The following is a 12,486-nucleotide window of genomic DNA, read 5'->3' as shown; positions in this document are numbered from 1 at the left end:
TCCTTCTCTTTTGCCGCCTTCTACTCCTGGTCGAACAGGTCCTCGACACGTTGCAGGGTAATGCCCAGCTCGGAGGCCGCCGCGAACGCTTCCGATACCTTGTCGCTCGGTACGACCATGAAGACATATTCATCGCCGCCCGTATCCCACAGCAGGATCGTCAGGCCATAGCGGTCATGCAAGACGGGGCTGCAAGCGCGGAGCACCTCCTCGGGGTACGCGTCTTCATCATCGCAGGGGGGCAGGTGTTCCTTTGCCCCCGGCGGCAAGAGGCAGCACAGGGAGGCGAAAACTTCTTCCGGCGCTTCCTTCCAGTCTACCCAATCCAGGCGTTTCCGGTCCCGCAGGGCCAATCGCATCAACGTAACATGCCAGCCGGTGTAGGCTTCTTCCATATCGAATTCTTCACAGAGCGCGGCGCACTGTTCCGGCGTCGTGGCGGCGGCGTGGATCTTGCCCGCCAGCGCTTCGGCATCGGCAACGCCGAGCAGGGTAAGGAACGTGAGCAAGGCCGGGTGCAATATGGGCACAGGCGTCGGTATCCTGGGCTTATTCGCATCCAGGAGCATTGCCAGCGTGCGCTCCATTTTGGCTATGACGGCGGGATCAGTGACTTCGGTATCCCGTCCCACCGTCTCATACCAGGGACAGTCCCAGCGCACATAGCGCAACTCCACGGCATCACCGCAAAGCACCACGAAGTAATAATCAACGGCCCAGCCGGCGTTGACGACTTCCCCCATGCAGATGCTTTTGGGGATGTAGAACGTCCCTTTCTCACACACATATTCAGAATCCGTGTCTTCCCCCATCAATATCGCATTTGGGAAAGGCGTTGACAGCGCGCAACGTTTCTGCGGAGGGGATGGTGCGCATTCTTTTTCCCTGAAAAAATGCGAACAGATCTGTGTTTATCATGCCACTGTGATAGGGCCTGCCGCGCAGCCCCCTGGTGGCATAATAGATATGCATGGCTCCCTCCTTTCACTAGCAAGACGGCTTCCGTTCTGCCCGCACGCGTGGCCTATATCACCAGCGCATTATCTCGTACCGACTTGATGACGGCAAGCAGTCTTCTCTGGCGTATTTCGTCGAAGTCCAGCAGCTTTGCCGGTTTGTCGAACGGAGCCTTCGTCAATACGGAAATATCTTCGATATAGCCGTTCTGCTCGATGTGTGTGATGACCTTTTGAACGAATGCTATCTGTCGGGAATTCAGCGACTGGTCGTTGATGAACTCCGAAAAGGCGGCAAGAACGGCCTCGTGATCCAATTTTGCGATTTTGCGTATCAGCAGGCCGAAGGGAGTGTCGCCGAACGTCTTCACATAATCTTCCTTACTGCCGAGTTCCTGTGTAAAGACTCGTTCGAGTTCCTCGTAGTCCTTTCTGGTCAGAGAAATATTGTGCGTTAGGTTATAGATGGCCAGAGAGTTTTTGTGTTCCTCAATGTAGCGGTTGACCTTCATTTTATAGCTTTCAAAGGGGTCTTCCTCAGGCAGAGGAATTCCCGCGGTCGAGTCCAGTATCGGGTCGGTAAGGATGGTGATGATGTCCTTTCTTTTACTGCCTTCATCCAGAAAGCGGATCAGCGCGCGCAGTTCCCGTCGAATGTCTTCCAGCTTGCAGATGTCGATATCCTTCCAGAGCTCCGGGGCACTTATCTGGCGGAGCAGCGGGAGCTTTGCCGCCACCTGCGGAATGGAGGATTTTTTTTCGAGGAGTCTGGCCGTCGTGACCAGACGGGCCATGTCGCGCTTGACCAGCGGACTTTCGTCCAGCACATTCAAGATAAAGCCGTAGATGAAGTTATCAAAGCGCAAAGCCATGGCATCAGCTTCATCGAAATGAACCAGAGGGGCGATGTGTTCCGTAAGCTCCTGCTGATCCAGCTCGGAAAGACAGATGAAGGCTTCCGGCTTTTTGAACTTTTCCACATGCTTCAGAGCAAGCCGCACATGAAAGAGATCCGTATTAAGGCCAGCAATCCGGCCTTGGCATAGTTCCGTCAGCTCCCTGCGCCATGGCTGATAAGCGCCATCGAATTTTGAAGCGTCCTGAAACGCCGCGACCAGCCGGACGCATTTTCGGAAGATATTTTCCGAGAGCGAGATGGGGACTTCGCCTTCCGTGGTATGTTTGACCTGCCGGAAGTACTCGAAGTTGCCGCAGTAGTCGAAGATGAGGAAGCGCTTTTTACCTGTGTATTCCTCGCGTTCTATAAGGTCGGTACAGGTCAGTTCCGGGCAAAGACGTGTTCCACGTCCGATCATCTGCCAGAATTTTGTTTTGGACCGGACTTTCTTGAAGAACACCAGATTCACACATGCGGGCACGTCGATGCCGGTGTCCATCATGTCCACCGAAACCACGATATACGGAGTTTTTTCGGCTTCCTTAAAATTGTCGATGACGGTCTGGGCATAGCTGTCGTCGCAGACGACGCGGCTTGCCCATGTGCCGTGATACTGCGGATAAAGTTTGTTGAAGCGTTCCAGAATAAACTCGGCGTGCCTTTTGTTCTGGGCAAAGATGATGGTCTTGCCGATGCGTTCGCCGCCGTTCACCATGATGCCGCGCTCCATAAGGTCCTGAAGCACAAGGTCCACGGTTTTCTGGTTGAAGACGAAGTCGTTCAGCGCCTGCGAAGGGATGGAATCCGGCATGACGCCATCCTCAGTAAAGTCATCTTCGTAGCGTTCCTTGTCTTCGTCGGAAAGCTCCTCGTAGGTGATGCCTTCCGAAAGGAATTTTGTCGTGACCTCATAATTGTAGTACGGAACCAGAACGTGATCCTGATGCACGGCGGTATCGTAGTCGTAAGCATAGGTGGGGACGCCGTTTTCCAGCTCGAAGAATTCATAGGTGTTTCTGGCCACTTCGGTTTTCGGCGTGGCGGTCAGGCCAAGAAGGATGGCATCGAAGTATTCAAAGATGGCGCGATATTTTTTGAAGATGCTCCGGTGGCTTTCGTCGATGATGATGAGGTCGAAATGCGCGGGGGAGAACAGCATACCGCCGTCTTTGCTTTTTTCGCGGTCGATGGCGTTCATGATCGTGGGGTAGGTGGAGAAGACGATGCGTGCGGACGCGTCGTCCTTGTTGGCGCACAGATTACAGAGCGACATGTTCGGCAGGTATGTTTTGAAGTCGTCTTTGGCCTGTGAGACAAGCGCCGTTCTGTCGGCAAGAAAGAGGACGTTGGTTATGTGGTGCCCACGGCTCAGCACATCGACCAGGCTGGCGGCGGTTCTGGTCTTCCCCGTGCCTGTGGCCATGACGAGCAGATGCTTTCGCACGCCGCGGCTGATCTCCTCGCACACGGAGCGGATGGCCGCCTGCTGATAATAGCGGTCGGTGATGGCGTTACTGATGGTGATGCTCTCAAGTGGGAGCCTGGATGTCCGCCGCTCGATGATCCTTTCCAGATCGGTCTTGCTGAATATGCGGCTCACCTTGCGCTGGGGACCGCCTTTGTCATCCCAGAAAAAGGTATCGAAGCCGTTGGTCGTGAACATGACGGGGCGTTGCCCGAAACGGAGCTCAAGACAGTCGGCATAGAGTTTGGCCTGCGTTCTTCCGGTATTGGGGTCCTTGCAGGCTTTTTTGGCTTCCACCACGGCAAGGGGTTTGCCGTCCCTGCCCCAGAGCACGTAGTCCGCATATCCCTTCTGGCCGGGAACTCCGGCCATGCCTTCCACTTCGTATTCCTGGGAAACGTCGCTGTCCGGCCCTTCCAGTTCCCAGTCCATGCCCAGGAGCATGGCGTCGATGTAGATTTTCCGGGTGCTGAACTCGGAAAGGTCTTCCATGGTGATGGTACGGCTCTGGCGGTTGCGTTCCTTCGCGCCGGTGTACTTGTCCGCAAGTTCGGCAAGCTGCTGCCGGAGTCGTTCAATCTCCGCGTCTTTTTCTCCCAGCAGACTTTCCTGTGCCCGGATCTTCTGCATGTCGAGGGAGACGTGCGTTTTGGGAATCCGTTGTGCATCGAACGTACGGACCTGATAGTCGCTGCCATAGGAATAATCGACCCATTGAATGAACTCAAAAAGACTTTTCAGCGACTGGACGGCAAAAGCGGGAGGGACGGTCTTGCCGGTATGAACGGCCATGTTCCCGAACGCGACGATCCCCTTGATTTTGCCGAACAAGAGGGGAGGGAGCTGCTTTTTGAAGGTGTATTCATGGATGAGCGCGGAGAGATTGTCCTTATAGGGAGCCTGTATGCCGTTATCGACGGTATAGACCCACTTCACGGCCAGCTCCAGAGCCTTGCGGCAGCCGATGACGCACATGGCGGACGACGTGGCAAAGACCTTTTCCGCCTCCACGGCGGAAGCGGCGAACAGGGAAAACTCTTGGCGGCCGTTCAGAAAGTCGAAGTTGGGCATACAGGGACTCCTTTATCCGAAATACTCCTGCATCAAGGATTTTTTCAGCGTTTCCAGTTTGTCAAGGCTCTGCTTCACGGACAATTTTGCTTTTTCGACCTGTTGAATAAAGTCAGAGAATTGTCGCTGTAACTTTATTGGAGGGAGTAATACAGGTAATGATTTTAATTGTTTCATATTAATGCTTGCAATACCAGTTGTTTGTTTTGCACAACTAAGAAAATACCTCTTTGATTTTTGATGTTGCAGATATTCTGCAAAAAATACTGGAAGAACAATTAATTTATTTAAGCGAACACGGAAGATATGATTTTGGTGAATACAATTTTCCAGGGGATTTTTGATAATTGCTCCTCTACCAACTTTGTCAGGATCTCCACCTTCTGTTATGAGTACATCATCTTTCAGTAGTCTATATCTACTAATCTCTTCATCTGTTACATCAATTTTTTTAACCGTACTCCAATCAATATATCCATCTTTTACATTAGATACAGCCATGTAAGGAACTTCTTTTAATTTTTTATTTTTTACCTTTCTACCTTTTGTGATACCTGAAACTATGTCAGCTATTGATTCTAGATCTTTTTCATCCCATGACATTGTGTTTAAGTAAACATCTCCAAACATCTCAATAAATCGGGATTTGACGAGCTGGTCGAGTTTGGAAAGCTGTTTTTGACGCGATTCGATGAGGGAGTTGACAAAATTGAGTCTACGAGTAATGGCTTCCTGGATATTTTCAGTTGGCAGGTTCATTTCCAGATTATCAATATGTTCATTGCGTATATTATTGATATTAGCTCCACTAGAAAGAGAAGATATTTCCCTTCTATAGAATGGACTGTTAAAAAAGTGTCCTATAAATTCTTTACATGGGATAGATGGTCTTATAACTTTGCAAAAAGCACCAAATGTAGCTATTGTATTCTCTGAAAAAAATGCAGCTTTACCTACCAATTCTTTACTTCCGCTAGAAGTACAGATAAGAACATCTCCTCGACACAAATATTGATTTTTGTTGACTTTTTTCTTATCAATATAAACTACATCGTCAAAATTTATTTTTCCATCTTTAATATTATTAGCTCTAAGCAGGATGATGCTTTCATCGTTCAAAGAGTCGTGTAAATCTTTAGGAGAATAAGAAACTCCTCTAACCTGTGTAATTACTAATCCAAGTTTCGCCATCACAGCATCTCCTCCAGTTCGGCCAGCCCTGCGGAAATCTGCATTTCCAGCTCGTGCAGTTCGGCCATGAGTTGCTGCGTAGGGGGATATTCCACAGGCGTATATTCCACCTGCTTGTATTTGTTGAGGGAAAGGTCATAGCCGTTGGCGACGATCTCTTCCTTTTGCACAAAGAAGGACTGTTCCGTGCGGGCGCGGTCCTTCTCCTTTTCCAGAGCGGCAAAACGGGCGATGATGTCGGGGATGTCGTTCTGCGCCACGGGCGTGCGCTTGTCGTCCAAAGAAAAGCCGTCGGCCTGCATGTCGTAGAACCAGACCTTGCCCGTGCCGCCCGCCGCGGTTTTGGTGAAGATGAGCACGGCGGTGGAGACGCCCGCGTACGGCTTGAACACGCCGGAGGGCATGGAGATGACGGCCCGCAGCTGATGCTGTTCCACCAGCTCCCTGCGGATGGACTGATGCGCCTTGCTGCTGCCGAAGAGCACGCCGTCGGGCACGATGCAGGCGCATTGGCCGCCCTTTTTCAGCAGACGCAAAAAAAGCGCGAGAAACAGGAGCTCCGTTTTTTTGGTGCTGGTCACGGCTTTCAGAGAATCGCTGATGCTTTCGGCGTCGATGCTGCCCTTGAACGGCGGATTCGCCAGGCACATGGTGAACGCGGCGTTCACGTCGTTTTCCTTGGACACGCTGTCCCGGTAGCGGACATCCGGGTGATGTATGAAGTGCAGCATAAGGTTCATGGCCGAAATGCGCAGCATGGTGGGATCGGTATCGTAACCGGTAAAGGCCGGCCCGGCGAAATGTTCCCACTGCTCCGTGGTCATGCCGCTTTCGTAGTGCGCGCGGATGTATTCGGCGGCGGAAATAAGAAATCCCGCCGTGCCGCAGGCCGGGTCGCAGATGACGTCGTCGGGCGTGGGGCGCAGAAGGGCGACCATCATGTCGCGGATATGCTTGGGGGTGCGGAACTGCCCGTTGCGGCCCGCCGTGGAGAGCTTGCCAAGCATGTATTCGTACAGGTCGCCCTGCATATCGAGGTCGGCAATATCATGCTCATACAGTTCTTCCAGCCCGGTGACGACCTTTTCCAGCACCTGCGGCGTGGGCATGAGAAATACGGCGTCCTTCATGAAATGGGCAAAGGCCGCCTGTGCCGTGCCGTCATCGACATCCGGCAGCGGGACGAACGTGCCTTTTTCCTCGTCGAAGTCCGGCAGCCTGCCGCCCCTCATGCCCTTGATGGCCGGAAAAACGCGCTGGGACATGACGTCGAACATATATTGGGCGTCTTTGTTCTTGAATTTGCTCCAGCGCATGGACTGGCCGGCGGGCGTCTGCGGAAAAATTTTTTCCACCTTCATGCCGAGGGCTTCGTATCTTTCGTTTTCCAGCTCTTTGACATCCAGCGCGCGGACGAACATGAGGTAGGTAAGCTGTTCAATAACGGTGAGCGGGTTGGCCAGACCCGCGGAAAAGATGTCGAGCCAAATCTTATCAACTTTATTTTTTACGGCCCCCGTAATCATGGGCTCTCCTGAATGTTGTTGTCGTTAGCCTGCCGGAACGGACAGGGGAATCATACTGAGCAGGGTAGTCAAATTTGAGAAAAGAATAAAGAAAGAGGAGAGGGCATTTTGTGTTCGCGGCGTATCCATATGGGGCCTGCCTGCTAAAACGCCTCGTACTCCCCGATGGCGCAACGGTCCTGCAACGCGGGCAGGGTGCGCTCCAGCAGCACGCCGTCGCTGTGGCGGGTGTCGTAGCCGTAGGTGACGCGGATGCCCAGGGTCACGAAGCGCACCGCGCGCTCCAGGGCCACGGGCAGGCTGTCCCCCTGAAGGAACGCCCCCACCAGCACGCTGGAGAAGGTATCGCCCGTGCCGGGATAGAAGGCCGGGATGTAGGGCGACTCCATCTTCCAGAAGCGCCCCTGCTCGCGGTCATAGGCCACGGCCGCGCAATGGCCGGGCCGGGCCGCCGGGGCGCTGGTGATGACCACCCTGTCCGGCCCCATGGCCGCCAGGCGTCGCAGCTGCTCCTTGAGGCCGTCGGGCGAGATGTCCGGCCGGTAGGGTTCGTCCAGCAAAAAGGCCGCTTCGGTGAGGTTGGGCGTGATGACGTGGGCGTGGCCGATGAGCTGGCGCATGGCCTCCACCATCTCCGGCGTCTGGGTGGGGTCCAGGGTGCCGTTGTCGCCCAGCACGGGGTCCACCAGCGCAAAGCCGCCGGGCTTGAGGAAATGGCCGATGCACCGGGCCGCTATCTCCAGCTGGAGCGGATTGCCCAGAAAGCCGGAATAGACGGCGTCGAAGCTCAGGCCCATCCGCTGCCAGTGATCCAGCATGGGCCCCATCTCGGCGGTCAGGTCATGAAAGGTGAAGCCCTCCACGCCGGAGGTCTGGGAAGACAGGACCGCCGTGGGCAGGGGGCAGGTCTGGACGCCCATGCTGGCAAGGATGGGGATGACCACGGTCAGCGAGGCACGTCCGAAACCGGAAAGGTCATGGATGGCGGCCACACGTTGCAGGGGGATCTCGTGCATGGGTACCTCAGCGGGAAGGGGAGGACAGGAAGTCAAACTCTGCCACCGGAGGGGCCGTCTTGCAAGCCGGACAGCAGGCAACACCTGTAACCACCCAGTTTTAATAAAAAATAAATAGCCTTATTCTACAATGTGTTACCACTTTCCCCAGCATCCGGCACAGATTTTTCGTCTGTGTTCCAGCCGCCCGGCCCGGCACTGGAAAGAGGACGGAACACACCACCGGCAGTGACCGCGAGGGCAATGGTCACAAAAGGCATCAAGACAGGGATGGTTTGGGAGCGGGGAAGGCCCTGCTGGATGGCGGCAGTGGAGCCATGCCCGCCATACCGGAGTGCGTTACGGGCATCGGCAAGAGACGGCTGCCCCTCCTTTCTTCCGGTATGACGGCGGGCGTGCGGCCGGCGCCTAAATCTTCTCCAGCGCCAGCCGGAAGGCGAAACAGATGAAGATGAGGCCCGTGAGCCGGTGCAGCCAGGCCTGGAAGGACGGCCGGGCGAACAGGCGGCGGATGCGGTGCAGCAGGCTGGCCAGCAGCACGAACCAGCCCAGGCAGAAAAAGGCCATGATGCCGCCCAGCTCCAGGAATTGCGGCCAGAGGGCGGCATGCGGGTCCAAAAACTGCGGCAGCATGGTCAGGAAAAAGACCACGGCCTTGGGGTTGAGGGCATTGGTCAAAAATCCCTGCCGGAAGGCCCGGCGACGCAGGCCGCGGACAGGCTGCACTTCCTCTTCCTGCCCTCCGTGACGCACCACGGCGGCCGTGACCTCACGCCCGGCCCGCAGGGCATGGATGCCCATCCAGAACAGATAGGCGGCCCCCGCATAGCGCAAAAGCGTGAACAGGGTGACGGACTGGGCGATGACCGCACTGATGCCCAGCATGGCGGCCGAGGTGTGGACCATGATGCCCAGCGCCACGCCGCAGGCCGCGGCCTGACCGGAGCTGCGCCCCTCCGTCAGGGACGTGCGGACGATGAGGGCAAAATCCGGGCCGGGCAGCATGACCAGCAGGGCCGCCAGCGGGATGTAGAGGAGCAGGTTTTCCAATGAAACCATGCGTCGTTCCTGTAGGTCGCCCACGATCACGGGACGGGAAACAAAGGGAGGAAGGGCCCTTCCCGCAGGGATGCGCCCTTCCTCCCGGACATACGAAGATAGTGCAGTGACGCGGCTGCCTACAGGCAGGCGCCGATGATCTCGCCGAATTCCTGGCAGCCCACCACGCGGGCGCCTTCCACCTGGGCGGCCAGATCCACGGTGACGGCGCGGCCGGCAATGGCCTTGCTCATGGCGTTGCGGATGCGCTCGGCAGCCGCGGGCACGCCCATCTGTTCCAGCATCAGGGCGCCGCACAGGATCACGCTGCCGGGGTTGGCCTTGTCCTGACCGGCGATGGTGGGAGCGGTGCCGTGGGTGGCCTCATAGAAGGCCAGGGAGTCGGACATGTTGACGCCCGGGGCCAGGCCCAGACCGCCCACCTGCGCGGCCAGGGCATCGGAGATGTAGTCACCGTTGAGGTTGGGGGTGGCCAGGATCTGGTACTGTTCGGGACGCAGCAGGGCTTCCTGGAACATGGCGTCGGCGATGCGGTCCTTGACCACCAGACGGCCTTCCACGGGTTCCTTCTCGGTGCAGGTCAGGTCGCCGAATTCCTGGGCGGCCACATCATAGCCCCACTGGCGGAAGCCGCCTTCGGTGAACTTCATGATGTTGCCCTTGTGCACCAGGGTCAGGCTCTTGCTGCCGGTATCCAAGGCAAAGCGCAGGGCGCGGCGCACCAGGCGTTTGGAGCCGAACTCGCTCATGGGCTTGATGCCCACGGCGGCTTCCTCGCGGATCTTGGTCACGCCGAACTCTTCACGCAGGAAGGCGATGAGCTTCTTGGCTTCCGGGGTCTGGGCGGCGTATTCGATGCCCGCGTACACGTCTTCGGTGTTCTCGCGGAAAATGACCATGTTCACGCGCTCGGGATGCTTGACCGGCGTTTCCAGGCCTTCGAAGTGACGCACGGGACGGATGCAGGCGTACAGGTCCAGCGTCTGGCGCAGGGCCACGTTGAGGCTGCGGATGCCGGTGCCCACGGGGGTGCCCAGGGGGCCCTTCATGGCGAAATCGGCGGTGCGCAGGGCGTTCATGGTCTCCTCGGGCAGGGGAGAGCCGGTCTCGGCCGTGGCCTTTTCACCGGCCAGCAGTTCCACCCACTCGATGCGCATGTCCGATTCCTTGGCCAGCGCGGCGTCGATGACAGGGCGGGCGGCGCGCCAGATTTCGGGGCCGATGCCGTCGCCTTCGATCCAGTAAACTCGTTTGCTGCTCATTGTCTGCATCCTTTTCTGTATTCCTGATTGCGGCCGCCGGGGGCGGGCCTGTAGGCAAAAAACGGCGCACCGGGGAACCGGCGCGCCGCCATGCGTCTAGTCTTCGGCTGCGCGGGCTTCCTGCTGCAGGGCCTGCGAGCGCTTGAGCAGCTGCTCAAGCTGGATGTCCACACCGATGACGCCCACGATATTGTCGTCATCGTCCGTCACCGGGCAGGACACGGTGATGACCAGCTTGCCCGTGAACTGGGACTGGTACACGTCCATGATGTGCATGTCGCCGGTCTGCATGGGCATCTTGAACCATTCGCGCTGCGAGAAGTCGAAGCCGATGGGCAGGGCCTCGTACTTTTCACGGTAAGCTGGGTCGGTGATGGCCGCGCACTTGAGGCTGCCCTGGGTATCCGTGAGGTAGAGGTACTGGATGAAGGGGTACTCGCGCGAGAAGCTGTCCAGACGGGCGCAGGCATGCTTGCCGAAGTCCCGCAGGTCCTCGTTCTGCGCCAGACGGGCGATGAGGTGGGCGGCCAGCTCGTCGGCCAGTTCCTTCATGTGGTCGAACTCGGTCTCGAACAGTTCCGGCATGTAGCGCTGCACCAGGGCCGCCATCTCGTCGTGCGAAAGGTGCGTGGTGCGGCCGGTGTCGTAGATGGCCACGATGGCCTCGTAGATCTGGCCCACGGCGGGGTGCTTCTTGGAGATCTGCTTGCCTTCGGGCAGCTTGAGGTTGACGTTGATCCAGTAGGCCACCCCGGCACGGCCGGTCTTGTCGGTGATGATGATGGGCACGGGACGGCCCAGCAGATGCTTGGTGTCGAAGATGTTGTAGATCTCTTCGTTCTTGGCCAGGCCGTCGGCATGCACACCGGCGCTGGTGGCGTTGAAGTCGCGGCCCACGAAGGGATAGTTGTAGGGGATGTTGTAGTGCAGTTCTTTTTCGAAGAACTCGGCCACCTCGCTCAGGATGGTGGTGTCGGCGGCGGCATCGTCACCGGTGAGCGAGATGTACTCGATGATCAGGGCTTCCAGCGGCGTGTTGCCCGTGCGCTCGCCAAAGCCGAACAGCGTGCTGTTGACCGCGCCGCAGCCGTTGAGCCAGGCCGTGACGCCGTTGACCAGCACCTTGTGGAAGTCGTTGTGGCCGTGCCATTCCAGCCATTCGCCGGGCACACCGGCCTCGTCGGTGAAGGCACGCACGATGCGCTGCACCGAGCGGGGCAGGGCCGCGCCGGGATAGGGCACGCCGTAGCCCATGGTGTCGCACAGGCGGATCTTGACCGGCATGCCGCTCTGCTGGCTCAGCTCCATGAGTTTCTGGGCAAAGGGCAGGCAGAAGCCGTAGATGTCGGCGCGGGTCACGTCCTCGAAATGGCAGCGCGGGATGATGCCCCACTCCAGGGCCTGCCGGGCCAGGTCAAGATACATGTCCATGGCCTGCTGGCGGGTCTTCCCCAGCTTGAGATAGATATGGTAGTCCGACACGCTGGTCAGCATGCCGGTCTCGTCGAACTCCATGTCCCGGGCCAGCTTGAGGTCTTCCTTGTTGGCGCGGATCCAGGAGGTCACGCGCGGGAAGCGGTAGCCGCGCGCCCGGCAGACGTCGATGCACTTGCGGTCCTTGGCCGAGTACAGGAAGAACTCCGACGCCGTGATGAGGCCCGTCTTGCCGCCCATGCGGTGCAGGAAGTCGAACATCTTGGCCACCTGCTTGACCGTATACGGCGGCCGGGCCTGCTGGCCGTCACGGAAGGTGGTGTCCGTGATGCGCATCTGTTCGGCAGGACGCGGGGCAAGGAGCACCTCGTCGAAAGTCGTGCGACAGATGCTGGTGTAAGGAAAAAGCTCGCGGTACAGCTGGGGCTGTTCCCGTTCCTGAAGCGAAAGCGGGCGAACGCTGCCCGTCTGATGGATGATGCTGCTCATGGAACTCCGTCCGGCCTGAAAAGTGACGTACAAGGTAAGGAACATATCCTGTTAGCGACGGCGCGTCAAAGGGCTGGCGGGACGGCGCTCCGGCCTTCGGACGTGTCGAAGGATGCGCC

General features: G+C 57.5%; 9 protein-coding genes. All 9 read right to left on the bottom strand.

Annotated elements, in window-relative coordinates; genetic code table 11:
• Nucleotides 1-20: 20 nt before the first annotated feature.
• The gene (locus tag HF854_RS03545; protein WP_168935042.1) at nt 21-785 is read right to left on the bottom strand and encodes a DUF6630 family protein; all 765 of its coding nucleotides are present in this window, start codon (nt 783-785) and stop codon (nt 21-23) included.
• Nucleotides 786-789: 4 nt separating this feature from the next.
• Nucleotides 790-972 carry a hypothetical protein gene (locus HF854_RS03540; protein ID WP_168935040.1) on the bottom strand — a complete coding sequence of 61 codons (183 nt, stop codon included), beginning with the start codon at nt 970-972 and terminating at the stop codon, nt 790-792.
• Between the two features lie 52 nt (nt 973-1,024).
• Nucleotides 1,025-4,255 carry a type I restriction endonuclease subunit R gene (locus HF854_RS03535; RefSeq protein ID WP_488153915.1) on the bottom strand — a complete coding sequence of 1,077 codons (3,231 nt, stop codon included), beginning with the start codon at nt 4,253-4,255 and terminating at the stop codon, nt 1,025-1,027.
• Nucleotides 4,256-4,402: 147 nt separating this feature from the next.
• Nucleotides 4,403-5,581 carry a restriction endonuclease subunit S gene (locus HF854_RS03530; protein WP_240937651.1) on the bottom strand — a complete coding sequence of 393 codons (1,179 nt, stop codon included), beginning with the start codon at nt 5,579-5,581 and terminating at the stop codon, nt 4,403-4,405.
• Nucleotides 5,581-7,107 (bottom strand): class I SAM-dependent DNA methyltransferase, encoded by a 1,527-nt coding sequence (locus tag HF854_RS03525; protein WP_168935035.1) that lies wholly within the window; start codon nt 7,105-7,107, stop codon nt 5,581-5,583. Before HF854_RS03525 ends, HF854_RS03530 begins: the two co-directional genes overlap by 1 nt.
• 143 nt (nt 7,108-7,250) lie before the next feature.
• Complete coding sequence (locus HF854_RS03520) at nt 7,251-8,123, bottom strand: pyridoxamine kinase (RefSeq protein WP_168935033.1); 873 nt, start codon at nt 8,121-8,123, stop codon at nt 7,251-7,253.
• 408 nt (nt 8,124-8,531) lie between these two features.
• On the bottom strand, nt 8,532-9,182 hold the full coding sequence (locus HF854_RS03515; protein ID WP_168935032.1) for a LysE family translocator: 651 nt from the start codon (nt 9,180-9,182) through the stop codon (nt 8,532-8,534).
• 119 nt (nt 9,183-9,301) lie between these two features.
• Nucleotides 9,302-10,444 (bottom strand): NADP-dependent isocitrate dehydrogenase, encoded by a 1,143-nt coding sequence (gene icd / locus HF854_RS03510; RefSeq protein ID WP_040369647.1) that lies wholly within the window; start codon nt 10,442-10,444, stop codon nt 9,302-9,304.
• 96 nt (nt 10,445-10,540) lie between these two features.
• Nucleotides 10,541-12,367: a triose-phosphate isomerase gene (locus tag HF854_RS03505; protein WP_168935031.1), complete on the bottom strand. Its 1,827-nt coding sequence runs from the start codon at nt 12,365-12,367 to the stop codon at nt 10,541-10,543.
• Nucleotides 12,368-12,486: the final 119 nt, after the last annotated feature.

The sequence above is a fragment of the Desulfovibrio piger genome (assembly GCF_012843875.1).
Taxonomy (GTDB): Bacteria; Desulfobacterota; Desulfovibrionia; order Desulfovibrionales; family Desulfovibrionaceae; genus Desulfovibrio.
The sequence above is the reverse complement of the archived record's forward strand: the minus strand, read 5'-3'. Positions and strand labels throughout refer to the sequence as shown.

Coding starts and splice junctions, on each gene's coding strand:
- HF854_RS03540 (WP_168935040.1), bottom strand. CDS start 972: ATGCATATCTATTATGCCACCAGGGGGCTGCGCGGCAGGCCCTATCAC.
- HF854_RS03530 (WP_240937651.1), bottom strand. CDS start 5,581: ATGGCGAAACTTGGATTAGTAATTACACAGGTTAGAGGAGTTTCTTAT.
- HF854_RS03525 (WP_168935035.1), bottom strand. CDS start 7,107: ATGATTACGGGGGCCGTAAAAAATAAAGTTGATAAGATTTGGCTCGAC.
- HF854_RS03520 (WP_168935033.1), bottom strand. CDS start 8,123: ATGCACGAGATCCCCCTGCAACGTGTGGCCGCCATCCATGACCTTTCC.
- HF854_RS03515 (WP_168935032.1), bottom strand. CDS start 9,182: ATGGTTTCATTGGAAAACCTGCTCCTCTACATCCCGCTGGCGGCCCTG.
- icd (WP_040369647.1), bottom strand. CDS start 10,444: ATGAGCAGCAAACGAGTTTACTGGATCGAAGGCGACGGCATCGGCCCC.
- HF854_RS03505 (WP_168935031.1), bottom strand. CDS start 12,367: ATGAGCAGCATCATCCATCAGACGGGCAGCGTTCGCCCGCTTTCGCTT.